Consider the following 18,678-nt stretch of genomic DNA (forward strand, 5'->3'; position numbering starts at 1 on the left):
AATTTAAATTTTATTACGGATCAGATTCCGAATATAAAGCCTTGAAGGGTGGAGGGCTTCATGCACGCGTTCGCTGTAAGGAAGCGGTTCATCAAAAAGGCTTGCCACAAGGTGCTCGGTAACCATTGGCGCAGTACATAGGCCCCTTGCTCCAAATCCAGTAACAATATGTAGCCCCTCGTGAGGATACTCTTGTTCAGCGAAGTCGTAAAACTTACCTTTACCGATATTTTGATACGCTTGGATGATATCTGCTTTGTCTTGTACTTGGCCTATCATAGGGGTGTGATCATTAAAACAACACCTGACTGCGGCTTTTGCACTTTTCACTTGGCCTAAACTCTTGTCAAACTCGGTGTCTTTGTAAAACTGTGACAGCTGTTCACGGTTCGTGATGTTATCTTGTTCTGTCACGTCTCGAGATTTTGAATGCTTGTCAAAAGTTGCGCCCATGCAGTGCTCACCACTTTGGCTTGGTGTGAAATACCCTTTGTGACAAATTACTGTTGAAAGCCTTTGTGAAATGTCGCCTGCTTCAATATGTGAAACTTGGCCTCTTACTCCATGGATACCAATGTCTTTTGTTTGCTCAAATCGGTCGCTGTGCTCACCTGCACAAACGAAAACTTCTGAAAATGCTCCAAACTCTGCGTCTTTTGACTTTAAGTACCAACCATCTTGCTTGCGCTCTAATTTTTCAATACAAGTATTAAAGTGAGTACTGTTTGGCGCTACTAAGTCATTTGCCGCATCATATACGGCTTGCGTAAGCTCAGGTGGGCTGACCCAGCCCCCCTGTTCAATAAATAACCCGCCGTACGGAGTGTCTATGTTAGCGATTTCTTGTGCTTGTGTAGCGGATACTGGTTTGATGAGTTGATGCGGGTAAAGTGAGCTGGCAGCTATTTTGTGATGTTGTTGCTTTTTGGCGTCGGTGACACTTTGCAACAATACACCACACCATTGGTGAGCAAATTGGTAATTTTGATTTGCTAGCGTTTGATAAAAGCGTAGAGCATATAAAAAGCTATGTGCATAAAACTCCGATGGAATGCCAAATTCACCTTGTAAGTTTGGATATACTGCTCCTTGGCGATTGTGAGATGCACCTTGAGCCAACATGCTATCTTCACAAAACAGTGTGGTTTTAACACCTCTTTTAGCAAAGTTGTACATCAAGCAACTTGTGGCTATACCACCGCCAATAATGGCGATATTTTTTAGAGAGCCTTTATTTTGTTGGAAATACGCAGGTGTAGTCTGGTGGGCTGTTGCATTTGCCAATTGGCCAACAACCATTTCTCTTTTTCTTCCGTAGCCTTTCACTTTTTTGCATTCAAAGCCGGCTTGTTGCAGGCCACGCCTTACGAAACCGGCGGCAGTAAAAGTAGCGAAGGTGGCATGTGATTGACTCAAATGCGCCATTGAATCAAACAATGATTGTTGCCACATATCTGGGTTTTTGCTTGGTGCAAAGCCATCTAAGTACCAAGCGTCGACAAGTCCACACTTTTTATATGCGATTTGCGGCATTGAAGTTTGAACATCTCCAAACCACAAGTCTAAGATAACTTTTCCATTTTCAAACTCAAGACGATGACACCCTTGAAGCGCCAATGGGTATTTCTCGCAAAGTTGTTCTGAAAGATCGCTTAAGCTGGGCCAAGCTTTTAGAGCTTGTCGCAAATCCTCTAATTTGATTGGGTATTTTTCAAAAGAGATGAAATACAGCCGTTCTAGATTTGACGTTGGTGTCCTTTGTTGGAAACGACGCCAGCTGTTTAAAAAATTTAGACCCGTGCCAAACCCAGTTTCTGCTATTACAAAGTGACGCCTTGGGTGGCTTTCAAATCGTTCTGGTAAATTGTTTTGCTCAAAAAAGACATAGTTGGACTCTGCAAGCCCATCGTCATTGGAAAAATAAACGTCATCAAAATTATCAGCAACTGGTGTGCCTGAGTCGTTAAAGTGGATTTGTGCGTTACTTATCATAGAAATACGTTAAAATACTTTCAGTCATTAGTTGTTATTTTACTGCTTTTATTTGCATTAGTCCGTTGCATTTTTGCAAATATCAGTTCAGAGTACGTGTGTACGCTGGAAAGCTGACCACTTGGTTAGCATTTTACGCGTAGAATACATCTAAATTTTTTAAGTTCTAAGGGAATTACCCATGAGAAGAGCCGTTATTACGGGGATCGGTGTTGTATCTAGCATCGGTAACAACAAGCAAGAAGTATTAGAATCTTTGAAAGCGGGTAAAAGTGGTATTGCTTTTAACCAAGAATTTGCAGACATGAACTTACGTAGTAACGTGTCTGGTAAAATTGATATCGACGTTAAATCATTGGTTGATCGTAAAGCGCACCGTTTTATGGGGGATGCAGCTGCGTATTCATACATTGCAATGGCTCAAGCGATTGAAGATTCAGGCTTGAGCGAAGAGCAGGTTTCAAATGAGCGTACTGGACTTGTTGTTGGTTCTGGTGGTGGCTCTTCGAAATACCAAGTAGAGGCTGCTGATATTTTACGTGAGCGCGGTGTAAAACGTGTAGGTCCTTACATGGTACCTCGTACAATGGCGAGTACGACTTCTGCATGTCTTGCAACACCATTTAAAATCAAAGGCGTAAACTATTCAATCAGCTCAGCGTGTGCAACATCTGCACACTGTGTTGGCCATGCAGTAGAGCAAATTCAGCTTGGTAAACAAGACGTTATTTTTGCTGGTGGTGGTGAAGAACTTCATTGGACCCTAGCAATGGAATTCGATGCGATGGGCGCACTTTCAACTAAATATAACGAAGAACCAGAAAAAGCGTCACGTACCTACGATGCAAATCGTGATGGCTTTGTTATCTCTGGTGGCGGCGGTATCATGGTAGTTGAAGAGCTAGAGCACGCATTGGCTCGTGGCGCACATATTTACGGCGAAATCGTTGGATACGGTGCAACTTCTGACGGTTATGACATGGTTGCGCCATCAGGTGAAGGTGCTGTTCGTTGTATGAAACAAGCTATGGCAACGGTTGAAGGTGAAATTGATTACCTAAATACACATGGCACATCAACGCCGGTAGGTGATGTTAAAGAGCTAGGTGCTATTCAAGAGTTATTTGGTGAAAAATCACCAGCAATCAGTGCTACTAAAGCTATGACTGGTCATGCTCTTGGTGCGGCGGGCGTGCATGAAGCAATATATTCTGTACTAATGCTTGAAAACAACTTTATCACGCCATCGATCAATATCGATGAGTTAGATGAGCAAGCTAACGGCCTTGATATTGTCACCGAACGCCGTGATGTAGAGCTTAACACCGTAATGTCTAACAGCTTTGGCTTCGGTGGTACCAATGCAACATTAGTTGTTCAAAAATATAAAGGTTAATCTTTCATTAGCCGATAGAAAAAGCCCTTAGGGGCTTTTTTTTGCCTAGTACAAAGTAAGTTGTAATTGGCGCTCATTTAAATTATTAGTACTGAATTGGCTAAAAGTTTTATGAGACAGATTCTATTGGCAACAGAGTCTATAAAATCGCTGTGTGAAATGTCGACTTGAGAATATAGCCGCAAAGCGCGATACGGCTACCTTAATGCAGATCTATACTTTGTGCTTCATTAAGCGCTCTTTATCACGAGACCAGTCTCTATCTTTGATATCAGCGCGTTTGTCATGCATTTTCTTACCTTTGGCTAAGTGAAATTCAAGCTTGACCCAACACTTTTTCCAATACATGGCTGTGGCCACTAGAGAGAAGCCATCACGTTCAGTTGCGCCAATTAGGCGATCAATTTCACGTTTATTCAAGAGTAATTTACGATAACGTAGCGGGTCGCATATTACATGAGTGGAGGCGCTGTTTAACGGTTGTATTTGACTACCTAATAAAAACGCTTCGCCGTCTTTAAGATGAATATAAGTTTCTGAGATATTGACCTTACCGGCTCGGATGCTTTTGACTTCCCAACCTTGTAGTTCCATACCTGCTTCGAACTTATCGTGTAAAAAATACTCGTGACGCGCTTTTTTATTTAACGCGATAGTATTGCTTGTTGATTTATTTGATTTTTTCTTTGCCATAATGGCTTAGTCTACCTACAAATCGAATTGGAAAACAGAGTTATTTTATTTTATGTGGCATATTTTCACCTACAGAGACCCTGCAAACAAGATAAATCTTTAAAACCTTGGTAAAATCGTGCTGATTAAGTTTGGAGATCGTATGCCACAAGTAGAAAAAAGTGCATTGGTGATGTACAGCACACAAGAAATGTTTGATCTAGTTAATGATGTGAGTGCCTATCCGGATTTCTTACCAAACTGTTCCGGTGCAAAAGTGCTAAGTAGTTCAAATGAAGAAATGACGGCGAGCCTAGAGATTACAAAGGCAGGTCTAACAAAGTGGTTTACCACTAAAAATATATTTGAAGGGAACAAAGTCAAAATGCAGTTGGTTGATGGCCCATTTAAATCATTACAAGGTTATTGGGAGTTTGTTGAGCTAGACGAGCAGGCTTGCAAAGTAAACCTTAAACTCGAATTTGAATTTGCCAGCAAGCTTATAGAACTTGCTTTTGGAAAAGTATTTAACGAAGTAGCGAAAAATATGGTCTCTGCGTTTACTCAACGCGCTAAATCTGTGTATGGAGCCAGATAATGATAAAAGTTGAAGTCGTATTTGCGCTCCCTGAGAAAGCAACTAGCTTGACTGTCGACGTGGCTGAAGGCACGTCAGCAGAGCATGTTGTTCTGCAATCAGGAATTATTGAACGTTGCCCAGAAATAGACCCAACCAATCTCACTTTGGGAATTTGGAACAGAACGGTAAAGTTACACCAAGTAGTCAAAGAGGGCGACAGAATAGAAGTTTATCGCCCTTTGATAGCAGACCCTAAAGAAGCGAGAAGGCGACGCGCTGACAAAGCAAAAGAAGAGGGGCGCGCGAACAAAATCACAGGTGGTAGGGCTTAAATGGTACCACTTAGATAAAAGCCACGGACCAGCGTGGCTTTTTTAAGATGTGTTTTGATTTATTGACGAGCTAAAATTGAGAACTAATTATTGTGCTCATGTGCTGATTTTTCATCAGCGAGATCTTCTTTCAACTTTCGTATCTTGAGACCCAACTCCTGTCCACGGTGGCGAGCATAATATGTGCAGCCAATAAACATACATGTGGAGAAAAGCAACTCAAGTAATACCCAAATGAGCTCATCAGTGGCAATCCACAGTAATGTAAAGCCATGAACAAAATAGATCAGAACAATAAAGTTAGCCCAAGCGAATGTATATGGTTTGTCTTTGATAATGCCTCTGAGTGGCAGCAGCAGCGGCAATATATATACAACAAACATAAACCCTAAGCTGTGGCCTTCCCTTGGTGATATAACAAACAACCAAAGCGGCATCAATACTAACAAGCCTATATATCCAAAAAGGGCGAGTTTATAAAACAATTTTGTTTTAGGTTGTTTTGGGATCTGACTCATAATAACTTTTTAGAAATGTCGAAAAGGCGAGTAGCTAACGCACGGCAGATTTTTATTTCAGCCTCTGTTAGTTCAGGGCTATTTTCCATACCTGCGACATGACTGGCACCGTAAGGCGTACCACCGCTTTGTGTTGATAGTAACTCTGGCACATCATAAGGCACTCCCATCAGCATCATGCCATGATGGAGCAAAGGCAAAGACAAATTCAGCAGTGTTGCCTCATTGCCCCCGTGCATGCTGCTTGATGAAGAGAATACACATGCTGGCTTATCGATCAACTGACCTTTCAGCCAGATATCACTGGTCGTTTCCCAGAATGTTTTTGCCTGTGCGGCCATCATACCAAAACGTGTGGGTGAACCAAAAGCTAGACCGTCACACTCAATTAAATCCTGTTTGGTGACGACAACGTCATGTGGCTGCTTTTTAACAAAAGTACGCAATTTGACGTCGGCACCATGTGCATTGAGCGTCTCATAAATTTCATCGGCCATGGCAGATACAGAGCCATGGCTTGAATGGTAGAGCACTAAGATAGTTGGCATAGCAGTTAAATAATTTCTAGCACAGACTCTGGTGGACGACCTAAAGCAGCTTTGTCACCATTCACTACGATTGGACGCTCAATAAGCTTAGGGTTTTCAATCATGGCTTTTCTCAGTGTTTGTTCATCACTTTCTTTGGATAGTCCCAACTCTTTATAAATAGTCTCTTTGTTGCGAACTAACTGGTGTGCTGATTCAAATCCTAACTTTGAGATTAGTGTATCTAATGTTGCCGCATCTACAGGTGTTTTTAAGTACTCCACAACCTCTGGCTGAATTGAGTTTTCTTCTAGTAGAGCAAGAGTTTGTCTAGATTTAGAACAACGCGGGTTATGGTAAATAACTACAGACATAAGAAGCCCTTAATAAGCGAATTTAATTTTGATTATGTCGAAATTGTATCTTAACAAAAGCGTACTGCCTAACGTTTACGACAACCTATATTGATTTATCGCACGATCAGGCAGCTTCTATGGTTAAAGTTTAGCTAGTTCTTTTTGCATATTACGATAGTTTGCCAATAGGGCCTTCAATCTTAGCCGCTTAATTTCATCCTCTTTTTCAACAAAGTTGAGGGCTTTTTGTACTTCATCGGCTGCTTTCAAAAATGCGCCATAGTGAGAGAGTAGGCTAGCATTCGCTTCATGATAGGCTGCTTTGTTGTCACTTAGTTTATAAGTATCCGTTAGCAGTTGTTTCGCCAATACATGCTCTGGTTTATCAAGTAAAAATACTCTCAAAAGCTGTTCGGCTTTATCATATTGTTTCGCTTTAATAGCCGTATTTGCCAAGTTCAACGTAATAACTTGGTTGTTTGGTCTTAGTTCGTGTTTGCTTTCAAGCAATTCAATCGCAACATTGTACTTTTCCTGACCTATTTTAATATCTGTGTAAACATCTAAGAAAAACAAGTTGTTTGGATTTGATGCTAGTAACTTTTTAATAATTTTTTCAGCTTGCTCGAACTTGTCTTGATCGAGCAATGCTATCGATAAACCGTATTCAAGAGCACTATTATCAAGTGCAGAGCTGGTTCTCAGCTCATTCTCAAAAAATGCCTGTGCGTCAGCTTCTTTCATGTGGTAGCGTGCCATAACTCGACTTTTGGCGTAATTAAAGTCGGCACTACTCGGCACATATTTTTTGGGGTATTGTTGCGCACGAAGCCTAACATCTGAGACTCGAGACTCAGGTAATGGGTGCGTGAGCAAAAAAGCGGGTGGTTTATTTTGGAACCTCACTTGCGCTGCAAGCTTGGTAAGAAACTCGCTTGCTGCATAAGGATCATATCCAGCTCTTTGCAGCGTTTGCATACCAAAGCGGTCTGCTTCTTGTTCAGCTTTGCGGCTATGTGTTAACTGACTTAACGAAGCCTGAGTGCTATTGGCTGCAAGAATCGCCATGCCTGCATCTGGCGCGATCACGGTAGCTAAAATACCCGTAATCAGTCCCGCAATTGTAAGTGCACTGTTGTCTTTCGCTTGCTGGATCCGCCTAGCTAAATGTCGTTGAGTCACGTGTGCGATTTCGTGACCTAATACTGATGCTAATTGACTCTCATTGTCTGACTGCGCGAGCAACCCTGTATGTACACCAACATGACCCCCGTAAAATGCAAAGGCATTGATGGCTTTGTTGTCTAACCAAAAAAACGAAAATGGAAATCTTACATCATTAGCACTGGCTACGAGCTTGTTTCCCAAGGTGGTTAGGTATTCATCTAGTACTGGGTCTTGTATTAAAGGCGAGCCAGAGCGTATTTGCATCATCATGACATCACCGATGAGCTGCTCTTTTTCAATTGGTAAAACCTGAACAGCCGAAGTGCCTAAATCTGGTAGTTTAAAATCGGACTTAGCCTGGTTTGCAGCTGAAAAACTCAAAGAGAGGGCACAAAGCGTGGTTACAATTGCTTTCTTAAATTGCATTCTAGTCCTTCTTTAATTCGTCACCAAGCATGATCTTAGCGAGGTTAATTTCATCCTCACATGCTTTGGCGTCTTTCTCACATAACATATAAAAATCTTTTATTGAGACCCCATCAACACACACAACGTTCAATTCTCTTTTCAAAAGAGAGATAGTTTGATGCACCACTTTGTGCGCGTGGAGTATAAGAGCTTTGTCTGCGATATCCCCGCGTTCAAAATAAAACCTAATAAATTTATGAAGTTGGCTAAATCGAATCAGGGTTTTCATTGAATGAGGATCCCACACATTGAACTCTAAAAATTTATTATCTTTAAGATATGTGTCGACTTTTACGTTGCGCGCAATTGGATATGCCCAAAGCTCAAAGCCTCTATCTGTAAATACCTGATGTAGGTGAATCTTTGGAGCGCTATCGCAATGTATTATACCATTGTCATCTTCATACCCATCTAGCAGGTGCAGATTCCAATTTCGTTTGTCTATGAGGCGTTTGATTGCATTATCAAAGCCATGCTGAAATATACCTTCACTCTCACTAACTGAAGAAGCAACAAGGTGGTAAAAAGGAGGAAGCTCACCCCAATTGATTTGTTTTTTGTACCAATTGATCTCTTTTAATGTTGGGTTAGCCGGCAAACGTGCCTTGTTATTTGCTCGTGGCATGTGGTTTCCCGTAATGCTTGTTGTATCTATAAGAATAAACCATTGCCCAGATACAAGCCATAGAAACAAAGTCTAATTAATGGCTAAATACACAATTTATTACTTGCCACCAACTGCTTATATACTCTATAAAGCGGGTTGTGATTAACTTGGTGTTACGGTTGTTGCACTAATAAATTGCCAAGTGTGTATAGGCTTTTTAACCAATAAGTTGTCGGTTGTAGTTTTTATGTTAATGCTTTTTTGTTTTAACGCCTTTTTGGCTTTTAAGTTAGCGTAGGAGAGTATGTTTGCATACTAATAATATGTTTGAGCAAAATGTGTATGCAGTAGACTTGCGAGGTTACGACTGTCCTCAATTATTTGTGCAGTTTAAATGGCAATTAAAAAGTAAATGTGATCACGCATGTGTAATCAGGTTTAGTTATGATGAGGACCAAGATATCAACGATATTTTAAAATACTTAGCAAGTCACAAAATACAGTTTTCGGTAGAAGCCGCAGAGAATAATAAGTTTATAGAGGTACGCAGCACACATGTTTGAACTCATTAAATCTTGGTATCAGGACAAATTTTCTGACCCTGACTCAGTAACGTTATTGCTGTTATTAGTGTTTACAGGGACGATGCTGTATTTTTTTGGCTCGTTTGTTATCCCAGTGCTTGTAGCGCTTGTTATTGCATACTTATTGGACTGGCCTGTTACTCGATTGCAGCGGGTTTTACCAAGTCGAATTATGGCGACAAATATCGTTATGCTGGGATTTGTAGGCCTTGTTTTGGCCTTAATGTTGGTAATTGTACCTGTGCTGTGGTCTCAAACGAGTAATTTGGTTCAAGAAGCGCCCAGTATGATAGAAAAAGGCAAAGATTATCTACTGCACTTGCCTGATACCTATCCAAACTTAATTTCAGTCCAGCAGGTGCAGAATATCGTAGCGGCCGTAGAAAGTAAGGTGGTGGCGTTGGGTGAGCTAATTGTCTCTGTATCCTTGACGTCTATCAAAGATCTAGTTGCATGGTTAATCTACCTTATTTTGGTCCCTTTACTCGTGTTTTTTATGTTAAAAGACAAAGTGCCGCTAACGGCTGGAATTAAACAGTTAATCCCTAAGGATCGTAAGTTAATCACCCAAGTTTGGGAAGAAATGGACCACCAAATCATGAACTACATTCGTGGTAAAGTGATTGAGATAGTGATTGTCGGCGGCGCCAGTTTTATTGCTTTTGCGGTATTGGAGTTAAGATATGCAGCACTTTTAGGTACTCTTGTGGGTTTATCGGTTTTAATTCCTTTCATCGGTGCCGCTTTGGTGACAATTCCAGTGGCAGCAGTGGCTTTGTTTCAGTTTGGTATTGCACCTGAGTTTTGGACGATTTTAATTGTCTACGGCATTATTCAGGCGCTTGATGGAAATCTGCTCGTTCCTTTACTGTTTTCTGAAGCAGTTGACTTGAACCCTGTTTATATCATTGTTGCGGTACTTTTCTTTGGTGGACTTTGGGGCTTTTGGGGGGTGTTTTTTGCCATCCCACTGGCATCTCTCGTTAAGGCACTAGGAAATGCTTGGTCTACTAGTCATAAAAACCTGAAAGCCAAAGAAGTATAAAACTCAGACTATTTGATAAAAAGGAGCTTCTGCTCCTTTTTTTGTACCTAAGTGGAATAGGTACAGTCTTTATTAAATCAAAATGCTCTTAACTAAACCTAATTAAAATTGTAAAATTGAATAACATAGTATTTTTAGTTATAAGTGTGCTCGTGAAACAATCTGCCCATTCAAACATCATTTACTTAGATGCCAACGCAACGACACCTGTATTAGAGCCAATCGCCGCTGAGGTTATGAATACCATGATGGTTGAGTTTGGTAACCCTTCCAGCGCGCATATTTCTGGCGTTAGAGCTAAGCGCTTGTTGGAGCAAACTAGATTGTTGGCGAGGCAACTTATAGGTACAAAAGACGGAGAGTTATTATTTACCTCAGGTGCTACAGAAGGAATTCAAACAGCCGTAGTTTCGGTTTTGCGTGACTATCTCAGTAACGGGGGGGTGAGTTACAAATCTCCTGTACTTTTATATGGTGCAACAGAACATAAAGCAGTGCCTAATACTTTACATCATTGGAACAAAGTGATGGGGCTAAATGCGCAAATACTAGAAATTCCCGTTGATAAATATGGGATTTTGGATCTCAAATTTATCTCTGAACATGTTGGGCAGGCCGTTATGATATGTACAATGGCAGTGAACAATGAAACAGGGGTGAAACAAGACCTGTTGTCACTTGAAGCAACTATCAGGTCTCACAACACAAATGTTGCTTGGTTGGTCGATTGCGTTCAAGGACTTGGTAAAATTGAGCTGAATATGGATTCTATTTCGATAGATTACGCTCCATTTTCAGGACATAAGCTTTATGCGCCGAAAGGGATTGGCTTTTTATATATTCGTTCAGAACGACCATACACCCCATTTATTGCGGGTGGTGGTCAAGAAGCTGGAATGCGCTCCGGTACAGAAAACTTACCTGGCATTGCAGGATTAAAATGTTTGTTTGAGTTGCTGCTGGGAGAATGTGACTTATTTAAGACTAATGAGCAGTTGGTGTCTCATAGAGAACTATTAATATCGGCTTTAAACGATACTTTTCGAGATGTATCTTACCATAATCAAGTGGAGTTGAGCGTTCCAACGACTATAAATTTCTCTGTAGCATACTTGACCAGTAAAGAGATTATGGATTTGTTTGATGCGGCGGGCATTAGAGTTAGTGGTGGCTCTGCTTGCAGTTCAGGAGCCAAAAGCAGCTTTGTGCTTGAGGCAATGGGACTGACTCAGTGGCAATGTGAAAACTCCATCCGTCTATCATTTGGTCCAGCTGACAGCACGGAGTTTATAGAGCGGGCATGTGAAGCGATTCGTCAATTACGGGCACCTCTTCTAAACCACTGTTTAAGTGGTGATATCGCCAACATAAATGAGAGCGTCTGCGCAAAGGGATTGACTCAAATTGAATACCATGGTGAAAGTAGTTGGATATTTGTAACGCCCGATATGGAAGTGATTGTCTACAACCCAATTGAAGCAGTTCATACTAAGATTGCAAACATAGTTACTAATCAAAAGCTGCGACTGAGCGCAGTTCTGGTGAAGGACTATTCAGATTTACAATTATCAGCAAAAGAGAAGCTTTGTAGGCTGCTTACATCGCAATACCTTGCATCTTTTGAGTTAAAATTAGCAAGCACAACCTGTAAATTGATTACACAGCATTATGAACTCGGCCCTCGTTATACATTGCGATTGGGCGACGAGAAAACAATGATATTTACAGAGGGTAATGTCCTAGATGCCGAATCATTTGACCTTTTGTGTACCTCTAATGGTGCTGAGCTGATGACTGGTACATCGCTGAGTAAAAGCAAATTTGATGAGGTTGTTAATATTCAAACCCTTAAAGGTGCCAGAGAGTGGCTTAAACAAAATTCGGGAGTTGTGCTTGATATCAGGGAGCCGTTTGAACACGAGGCCTCAGTGAAAAGCGTAAAAGCACTCTTTGAGCTTGATACCAATACAAAACTGCTTAATATCCCGATGAGCCGTCTGGCACATGCTTATTTAAATAATGAACTTGATAATGGAGTGTCATATTTATTATTTTGCCGTACAGGTACTCGCTCAAATAAAGCGCAACAAGTTTTGTCCAAACTTGGAGTGGAGCATATAGCAAATTTTGAAGGTGGTCTGGCGCTATGTGAATAGCGCCAAATAGGCAATAGGTTATTTGGGCGCTGGGCCTGTGCTTTCGCGAATTACCACTGAGGGGGTGAATGTCGTAATAATATCTTTGTCATGAGTTCGACTACCTCTTGTTTTTGAGAACAATAAGCGCGCGGCGTGCTCAGATATAACACTGTTTGCCTGGTGAGCTGTGGTGAGTTTAGGCCATGTTTGTCTGGAGAAAGGTGAGTCCTCGAACCCTGAAATAGATAGCTGTTCTGGAATTGCAATATTCATTAGTCGCGAGGCAAACAAAGCACCAGCTGCGATTTCATCATTACCGCCCAATATGGCAGTGATCCCTGACTCGTTGTTATTTTTTAGTAACGCTTTTGCACCTTCAACTCCGGATTCGAATGAATAAGTGCCTTCGTAAATGAGGCTTTCGTCGCAAGAAAGTTTGTTGTCCAGTAGTGCTTGCTTATACCCAGATAAACGTTCCGTTGTTGATTTGTGCTCCGCATCCCCGCACGCGAAGGCGATAGTCTTATGGCCGAGGTTAATCAAATGCTCTGTAATTTCATATGCAGCAGCATAGTCATCTACATAAATACAGTTATTGTGCTTAATAGTTTCTTTTGATTCTGTTTCAGAAGAAGAGTCACTATTTTGACCTGAAAGCAACCGAACATATGCAATCCCCAAATCATCGAGCATTTTTATAATATGCTTTTGTTCAGATAGCGGTGGTGTTAGCACCAGTCCAGCAAGCCTTGAGCGCTGTATCATAGTGGCTATTTCTTGTTGCATATCAGGATCACTTGCCGAGCAGGGGTGTATTACTAGCTCGTAACCTTCTTCCTTACACCGAGAAAGAACACCGTTTTGCATATCGATAATGTAGTAGGCATTAGGATTGTCATAAACTAAGCCGATGGCAAATGAGGACGTACCAGCAAGGTTTCGAGCGGCAGTGTTAGGCTGGTAGTTAAGCTCTTTTACGGCTTGCATCACGATATCGTATGTTTTCTTTCTAACGGAAGGTTCTTTATTGATAACCCTCGATACTGTCTTCATTGAAACGCCTGCATGTTTAGCGACGTCATTGATGGTTACTTTCATTTTTTTTCTTCTATGAAATCAAAAAGGCGTTCTGTATCGCCAAAATATGGGTAACTTTGGTTCAGCCTTTTAAAATAGCGGGCTTAACACTCGAAACGAATGACACGTTTAATAATCAAAACGCAATATAGTATATTTCGGCTTTTCAGGAAACGATCAAATTAGACTGATTAGTATTGAGTCGCAATTTTAACTTCAACTGAATATCTTGAAATTATTTTATGATACCGGTGTCAAAAAATAAAAAATCAGTTATTATAGGGATAGTAAAATGAGAAACATGAAGTTTGACAGCGTTGTCATTTTAACTTATGGTTAACGCTCGATTATGTTTATGTGTGCAATCTAGGTATTTTGTACACGATCATCGCTAGGGGAAAAATTATGAATTGCCGTACATCGTTATCAAGTTGGCAAGCATTAACAACATCGTCAGAAAGATTAAAAAAGCAACATTTAAAAACGCTTTTTGATAGCGACTCAGGACGTTTCGATAAATTTTCTAGACATATTCCTGGGGTTCTTTTTGACTTCTCCAAACAATTAATTGATGACTCTACATTTGAACAATTGGTTTCTCTAGCGAAGGAATCAGACCTAGCAGCTTGGCGAGACAAAATGTTTGCGGGTGAAAAGATCAATTTCACCGAAGACCGAGCTGTATTGCACGTTGCGCTGAGAAATAGAGCTAATACGCCTATTTTAGTAGATGGCACAAACGTGACAGAGCAAGTTCAATCAGAACTTGAAAAAATGAAAGGCTTTTCTGAGCGAGTAAGAAGCGGTGAGTGGCAAGGTTACACTGGAAAATCAGTAAAAGACGTTGTAGCGATTGGTGTAGGTGGCTCTAACTTAGGGCCGCAAATGGTCACAGAAGCATTGAGCGCTTATGCAGATAACACGTTAAACGTGCATTACGTTTCAAACGTTGATGGTGTGCAGCTTGCGCAAGTACTTAAAAAAGTTGAGGCAGAGACAACCTTGTTTGTTATCTCCTCTAAAACTTTTACCACTTCTGAGACAATGAATAATGCTCGCTCTTCAGTAAACTGGTTTTTAGAAAGCGCACAAGATAAAAGTGCCATTGCGAAACATTTCGTCGCGGTGAGTACAAATTTAGAGAAAACCCGCGAATTTGGTATTGCTGACGAAAATGTATTTACCATGTGGGATTGGGTTGGCGGTCGATTCTCTCTTTGGAGTGCAATAGGATTACCAATCGCACTGTATCTAGGCTATGACAAATTTGTTGAAGTACTAGAGGGTGCCTTTGAAGTAGATGAACATTTCAAAACGGCTGAGTTTGAACAAAACGTACCGTTGATTATGGCATTACTGAGTGTTTGGAATACAAGTTTTCTGGGTCATACTTCTCAAGCAATTTTACCCTATGACCAAGCACTACATATGTTACCTGCATATTTACAGCAAGGTGAAATGGAAAGTAATGGTAAACACGTAACATTTGATGGACAGACTGTACCCTACACGACTGTTCCAATCATTTGGGGTATGACAGGCATCAATGGTCAGCATGCTTTTTACCAATGCTTACATCAAGGTAACGTTATAGTACCAGCTGACTTTATTGCTTCGGTGGAACCACAAGTTGCATTAGGTAAGCATCATGATGTGCTACTTTCTAACTTTTTAGCGCAAACTGAAGCTATGATGGCTGGTGTAAATGAAGAGCAAGTTCGTAACGATTTACAATCAAAAGGTAAGTCTGAAGAAGAAATAAACGAATTGGTAGCTCATAAAATACATAAAGGCAATCGACCAACAACGTCTATTGTTTTAGACAAGGTAGATGCCAAAGCAGTTGGTCGACTGATCGCTATGTACGAGCATAAGATTTTTTGTCAGGGCATCATTTTAAGCGTTTGCTCATTTGACCAATGGGGCGTGGAACTTGGCAAAGGTTTGGCAAACAATATTGAAGCTGAACTTACCGAAGAAAATGTAGCTTACGAGCACGATAGCTCAACAGCTGGTTTAATTGCTTACTACAAGCAAAAAAGAAACAAATAATCGAGTTGTTTAAGAACAACTTGATGCGAAAAGAATACCTTTGAACGGGTAGCGCTGGAGTACTTAGGGCCTGTATTTTTGTGAGAGGAATTACAGAGCCCCTAAGACTCATTTTTGACTAATTAATTTGAATACAACTTACTTTATGTGCTTTTTTGCTCAACTCTAAGTAAGTAAAATAATCTGCGAACGAATTCAAACCTAAAAGAAGTAGAGTTTGGTCTATTCACCTTTGAACACCAAACGGTTTTGATTATCGCGCGTGTTCGCTACACAATATGATCGCGCGCCTAACCTTGTGAGATATAATTATGCTTAATCCTTTTGATATCGTAATTTTTGGTGGGGGCGGCGACTTAGCGTTGAGAAAATTGTTGCCCGCAATGTATCGAGCATATCAAGAAGGCAACCTGCCTCAGGGTACTCGCATATTGCCGACAGTTCGAGAAGAAAGTAAAAAAAACGACTATGTTGACACGGCACATAAAGCACTTCAAGAGTACTTAAGCAACGGCGAATACAATCAAAAAGATTGGAATGAGTTTGCTAAATTTTTAGTACCAGTTGTCGTAAACGTGACAGAAGCCGATGACAATTGGGATGTGTTAAGAGAAATTCTAGATTCTGACAATGAAGATAAATCTCGTGTGTTTTATCTATCTCTTCCTCCCGCTGTGTATGGCACTTGCTGCGAACTTCTTTCTAAAAAATCCCTCATCTCTAAAAATTCACGTGTTGTTGTTGAAAAGCCAATTGGTTATTGCGGTGAATCAGCAGAAGAAATTAACTCAAAGATTGCAGAATATTTTGAAGAAGACCAAATCTTCAGGATTGACCACTACTTAGGTAAAGAGACAGTTCAAAACTTAATGGCCCTGAGGTTTTCAAATGTATTATTTGAAAACTTGTGGGATGCAAAAACCATCGACAATATCCAAATCAGTATTTCAGAAACTGTTGGCTTAGAGAGCAGAGCTGGCTTTTATGATAAAGCAGGGGCATTGCGTGACATGGTGCAAAACCATTTACTGCAGTTATTGTGTTTGGTTGCGATGGAATCTCCGCACAAGCTCAATGCGAACAGTATCCGCAATGAGAAGTTAAAAGTACTTGAAGCCCTTAGACCTTTGACTGAGAAGCTTGTTGATGAAAATGTTGTCAGGGGGCAGTACGTTCCAGGTGATTTAAATGGCAACTTAGTGCCAGGTTACTTGGAAGAGTTAGGCGAAGGTTCAAGTACAACAGAAACGTTTGTGGCGATCAGAGCACATATTGAAAACTGGCGTTGGTCAGGAGTGCCATTCTATTTGCGTACTGGTAAGCGAATGAAGCAGCGTTGCGCGGAAATCGTAGTTGAATACAAACCAGTATCTCATAATGTTTATGACGAGAAAGTTGGACCAATCTTACCAAATAGATTGATTATTAGACTTCAACCCGAAGAGAGCATCCAGCTGACACTAATGTCTAAACGACTAGATAACTTAGAAATGCAGCTTGAGCCGGTAACATTAAACATTGAGCTTAGCGAAAAATATAGCAATGGTTTCCACTCTGATGCGTATAAGCGTCTAATGTTGGATGCAGCGGCAAACAATCCATCGTTATTTATTCATCGTGACGAAGTAAGACAAGCTTGGAAATGGATTGACCCAATCATTGCGAGATGGCAAGAAAAAGGAACTCCAGCGCTTTACCGTGCAGGTTCATGGGGCCCAGAGTCTGCTGACGAATTACTGGCAGAGAAAAACCATGCTTGGTTTAATGTAGGGGAGAAGAACTAATGGCACTTTTAAATGAAAAGTTTTTCGACTCTAAAGACGAGATGACGGAACATTTAGCGTCTTTACTTGAAGATACATTGAACGCTGCACTTAACAAAGATGGCCAAGCGAGTATGCTTGTGTCTGGTGGTTCATCGCCAGCTCCTGCATATAAGCGTTTATCGAACCTAAATTTAGACTGGAATAAAGTCACGGTTGCTATGGTTGATGAAAGGTGGGTAGAGCCTACTCATGAAAAATCAAATGAAGCATTCATTAACTCAACGTTATTACAAAACAATGCGCTCAATGCTAATTTTGTGACGATGAAGAATATCGCAGAGTCTGCAATGCAAGGGCAAGATGCAGTTGAAAGCAAGTATCAATCGTTGAAACAGCCATTCGATGTGACTATTTTAGGCATGGGCCCTGATGGTCATACTGCTTCACTGTTTCCAAATGCAGATGGGTTGGAATCAGCATTAGAAACAGAACAGTTAGTTTGTGCTATTAATGCAATTCAAAGTGAAGTAACTGGCAGTATTACAGAAAGAATGAGCTTGTCTTTGGCTGGTATCGCAAATACTCAACATGCAATTCTACTCATTAGTGGTGATGCCAAACGTAAAATTTACGAAGAAGCTAAAAAGCCTGGCTCTGAACTAGATATTCCACTGCGAGCAGTTTTGGGGTTATCTGATTTAAATCTAAGCGTATTTTGGTGTCCGTAATTCGTTAGGTTGGAAAAAGCACACGAATAGTGTGCTTTTTTACCCTACAGCCCTCACAACCATTCTCAGCAAGAACATTTCACTCTAAAGTCAAAATCAAATTCAAGTTGCTATCAGCCTTATCTTCGTTTATTCAAAGCTCGCCCCAAATGGTTTTATTCCGAATTTGAAAGGTTTATTCGCACTTTACTACATACTTTATTATTAATAGTTATAAAGAAAGTTTCGTGAAGGAGAGGGCTGTTTTTGTTGATTATTGAAAATTTGCTAATTCACAAAGGCCTGCTCTTGGATAACTAACTAATTTTAAAGTTACTTATCTGTTATTTATTAATAATGCTGCAAGTATTGTGAAAGAGTAGCTTTTACTAGACATGAGTAAGCAAATGAACTAAAATGACAGCGTTGTCATTGAGAATGTTTATCACCTTGAACAGCTTCTGCCCAGGCTAACATTAGGTAAACTCTTCAAAAAGCTGCATTAAAATTACGCAGTTCTTAAATTAGATACAAAAAAATTGTATCAATCACCTCATAAACTACAGATTTATACATTTACTGTGGTATATTAATACTCGTTTGTAACAAAATATCTCCAAATTAAGAATAATCCCTTATTTTTTAATGCGTTAGCTGTTGAAATGAAAAATTTTAATGTGTTAAGGCAAAAAAC

General features: G+C 40.5%; 17 protein-coding genes. 9 read left to right on the forward strand and 8 right to left on the reverse strand.

Annotated features, from left to right (window positions below):
* Positions 1-3: 3 nt before the first annotated feature.
* Positions 4-1,992, reverse strand: a complete 1,989-nt coding sequence (gene mnmC, locus N475_RS21185; protein ID WP_063365918.1) for a bifunctional tRNA (5-methylaminomethyl-2-thiouridine)(34)-methyltransferase MnmC2/FAD-dependent 5-carboxymethylaminomethyl-2-thiouridine(34) oxidoreductase MnmC1 — start codon at positions 1,990-1,992, stop codon at positions 4-6.
* 181 nt (positions 1,993-2,173) lie between these two features.
* Here mnmC and fabB point away from each other — a divergent pair, with 181 nt between their 5' ends.
* Positions 2,174-3,388, forward strand: coding sequence for a beta-ketoacyl-ACP synthase I (gene fabB, locus N475_RS21190; RefSeq protein ID WP_063357876.1), 1,215 nt, complete (start codon positions 2,174-2,176; stop codon positions 3,386-3,388).
* A 213-nt stretch (positions 3,389-3,601) separates the two neighbouring features.
* Here fabB and smpB read toward each other — a convergent pair whose 3' ends face one another.
* Positions 3,602-4,081, reverse strand: a complete 480-nt coding sequence (gene smpB / locus N475_RS21195) for an SsrA-binding protein SmpB (RefSeq protein WP_023401520.1) — start codon at positions 4,079-4,081, stop codon at positions 3,602-3,604.
* 142 nt (positions 4,082-4,223) lie between these two features.
* Here smpB and N475_RS21200 point away from each other — a divergent pair, with 142 nt between their 5' ends.
* Positions 4,224-4,658 (forward strand): type II toxin-antitoxin system RatA family toxin, encoded by a 435-nt coding sequence (locus N475_RS21200; RefSeq protein ID WP_063357877.1) that lies wholly within the window; start codon positions 4,224-4,226, stop codon positions 4,656-4,658.
* A complete protein-coding gene (locus tag N475_RS21205; RefSeq protein WP_063357878.1) occupies positions 4,658-4,972 on the forward strand; it encodes an RnfH family protein in 315 nt (104 codons plus the stop codon). The genes N475_RS21200 and N475_RS21205 overlap by 1 nt, the downstream gene beginning before the upstream one ends.
* Before the next feature lie 83 nt (positions 4,973-5,055).
* On the opposite strand, the gene N475_RS21210 is transcribed toward N475_RS21205, so the two are convergent.
* The 5 genes from N475_RS21210 to N475_RS21230 form a co-directional block, all read right to left on the reverse strand.
* On the reverse strand, positions 5,056-5,490 hold the full coding sequence (locus tag N475_RS21210; protein WP_063357879.1) for a DUF2069 domain-containing protein: 435 nt from the start codon (positions 5,488-5,490) through the stop codon (positions 5,056-5,058).
* Complete coding sequence (gene wrbA, locus N475_RS21215; RefSeq protein ID WP_063357880.1) at positions 5,487-6,038, reverse strand: NAD(P)H:quinone oxidoreductase; 552 nt, start codon at positions 6,036-6,038, stop codon at positions 5,487-5,489. The genes N475_RS21210 and wrbA overlap by 4 nt, the downstream gene beginning before the upstream one ends.
* A gap of 5 nt (positions 6,039-6,043) precedes the next feature.
* Positions 6,044-6,391, reverse strand: a complete 348-nt coding sequence (gene arsC, locus N475_RS21220) for an arsenate reductase (glutaredoxin) (RefSeq protein ID WP_063357881.1) — start codon at positions 6,389-6,391, stop codon at positions 6,044-6,046.
* A 123-nt stretch (positions 6,392-6,514) separates the two neighbouring features.
* Complete coding sequence (gene bepA, locus N475_RS21225) at positions 6,515-7,966, reverse strand: beta-barrel assembly-enhancing protease (RefSeq protein WP_063357882.1); 1,452 nt, start codon at positions 7,964-7,966, stop codon at positions 6,515-6,517.
* A 1-nt stretch (position 7,967) separates the two neighbouring features.
* Complete coding sequence (locus tag N475_RS21230; protein WP_063357883.1) at positions 7,968-8,633, reverse strand: hypothetical protein; 666 nt, start codon at positions 8,631-8,633, stop codon at positions 7,968-7,970.
* A gap of 290 nt (positions 8,634-8,923) precedes the next feature.
* Between N475_RS21230 and N475_RS21235 the strand changes: the two genes are divergently transcribed.
* The 3 genes from N475_RS21235 to N475_RS21245 all read left to right on the forward strand — a co-directional run bounded on the left by N475_RS21235 (position 8,924) and on the right by N475_RS21245 (position 12,400).
* Positions 8,924-9,178 (forward strand): hypothetical protein, encoded by a 255-nt coding sequence (locus tag N475_RS21235; protein ID WP_142047884.1) that lies wholly within the window; start codon positions 8,924-8,926, stop codon positions 9,176-9,178.
* A complete protein-coding gene (locus tag N475_RS21240; protein WP_063357885.1) occupies positions 9,171-10,244 on the forward strand; it encodes an AI-2E family transporter in 1,074 nt (357 codons plus the stop codon). The genes N475_RS21235 and N475_RS21240 overlap by 8 nt, the downstream gene beginning before the upstream one ends.
* A gap of 152 nt (positions 10,245-10,396) precedes the next feature.
* Positions 10,397-12,400 (forward strand): aminotransferase class V-fold PLP-dependent enzyme, encoded by a 2,004-nt coding sequence (locus N475_RS21245; RefSeq protein ID WP_063365919.1) that lies wholly within the window; start codon positions 10,397-10,399, stop codon positions 12,398-12,400.
* Between the two features lie 18 nt (positions 12,401-12,418).
* Here N475_RS21245 and N475_RS21250 read toward each other — a convergent pair whose 3' ends face one another.
* Complete coding sequence (locus tag N475_RS21250; RefSeq protein ID WP_063357887.1) at positions 12,419-13,480, reverse strand: LacI family DNA-binding transcriptional regulator; 1,062 nt, start codon at positions 13,478-13,480, stop codon at positions 12,419-12,421.
* Between the two features lie 384 nt (positions 13,481-13,864).
* Here N475_RS21250 and pgi point away from each other — a divergent pair, with 384 nt between their 5' ends.
* The 3 genes from pgi to pgl all read left to right on the forward strand — a co-directional run bounded on the left by pgi (position 13,865) and on the right by pgl (position 18,005).
* Positions 13,865-15,511 carry a glucose-6-phosphate isomerase gene (pgi, locus tag N475_RS21255; protein ID WP_063357888.1) on the forward strand — a complete coding sequence of 549 codons (1,647 nt, stop codon included), beginning with the start codon at positions 13,865-13,867 and terminating at the stop codon, positions 15,509-15,511.
* Positions 15,512-15,822: 311 nt separating this feature from the next.
* The gene (zwf, locus tag N475_RS21260; RefSeq protein ID WP_063365920.1) at positions 15,823-17,295 is read left to right on the forward strand and encodes a glucose-6-phosphate dehydrogenase; all 1,473 of its coding nucleotides are present in this window, start codon (positions 15,823-15,825) and stop codon (positions 17,293-17,295) included.
* Positions 17,295-18,005 carry a 6-phosphogluconolactonase gene (pgl, locus tag N475_RS21265; protein ID WP_063357890.1) on the forward strand — a complete coding sequence of 237 codons (711 nt, stop codon included), beginning with the start codon at positions 17,295-17,297 and terminating at the stop codon, positions 18,003-18,005. The genes zwf and pgl overlap by 1 nt, the downstream gene beginning before the upstream one ends.
* The last annotated feature ends 673 nt before the right edge of the window (positions 18,006-18,678 follow it).

It is taken from the genome of Pseudoalteromonas luteoviolacea DSM 6061 (assembly GCF_001625655.1).
In the GTDB taxonomy this organism is placed as follows: domain Bacteria; phylum Pseudomonadota; class Gammaproteobacteria; order Enterobacterales; family Alteromonadaceae; genus Pseudoalteromonas; species Pseudoalteromonas luteoviolacea.

What these genes read in the sequence shown, in the direction of transcription:
- arsC (WP_063357881.1), bottom strand. Translation starts at nt 6,391, where the DNA reads ATGTCTGTAGTTATTTACCATAACCCGCGTTGTTCTAAATCTAGACAA.
- pgi (WP_063357888.1), top strand. Translation starts at nt 13,865, where the DNA reads ATGAATTGCCGTACATCGTTATCAAGTTGGCAAGCATTAACAACATCG.
- N475_RS21230 (WP_063357883.1), bottom strand. Translation starts at nt 8,633, where the DNA reads ATGCCACGAGCAAATAACAAGGCACGTTTGCCGGCTAACCCAACATTA.
- N475_RS21210 (WP_063357879.1), bottom strand. Translation starts at nt 5,490, where the DNA reads ATGAGTCAGATCCCAAAACAACCTAAAACAAAATTGTTTTATAAACTC.
- N475_RS21250 (WP_063357887.1), bottom strand. Translation starts at nt 13,480, where the DNA reads ATGAAAGTAACCATCAATGACGTCGCTAAACATGCAGGCGTTTCAATG.
- wrbA (WP_063357880.1), bottom strand. Translation starts at nt 6,038, where the DNA reads ATGCCAACTATCTTAGTGCTCTACCATTCAAGCCATGGCTCTGTATCT.
- zwf (WP_063365920.1), top strand. Translation starts at nt 15,823, where the DNA reads ATGCTTAATCCTTTTGATATCGTAATTTTTGGTGGGGGCGGCGACTTA.
- N475_RS21205 (WP_063357878.1), top strand. Translation starts at nt 4,658, where the DNA reads ATGATAAAAGTTGAAGTCGTATTTGCGCTCCCTGAGAAAGCAACTAGC.
- mnmC (WP_063365918.1), bottom strand. Translation starts at nt 1,992, where the DNA reads ATGATAAGTAACGCACAAATCCACTTTAACGACTCAGGCACACCAGTT.
- smpB (WP_023401520.1), bottom strand. Translation starts at nt 4,081, where the DNA reads ATGGCAAAGAAAAAATCAAATAAATCAACAAGCAATACTATCGCGTTA.
- pgl (WP_063357890.1), top strand. Translation starts at nt 17,295, where the DNA reads ATGGCACTTTTAAATGAAAAGTTTTTCGACTCTAAAGACGAGATGACG.
- N475_RS21240 (WP_063357885.1), top strand. Translation starts at nt 9,171, where the DNA reads ATGTTTGAACTCATTAAATCTTGGTATCAGGACAAATTTTCTGACCCT.
- bepA (WP_063357882.1), bottom strand. Translation starts at nt 7,966, where the DNA reads ATGCAATTTAAGAAAGCAATTGTAACCACGCTTTGTGCCCTCTCTTTG.
- N475_RS21200 (WP_063357877.1), top strand. Translation starts at nt 4,224, where the DNA reads ATGCCACAAGTAGAAAAAAGTGCATTGGTGATGTACAGCACACAAGAA.
- fabB (WP_063357876.1), top strand. Translation starts at nt 2,174, where the DNA reads ATGAGAAGAGCCGTTATTACGGGGATCGGTGTTGTATCTAGCATCGGT.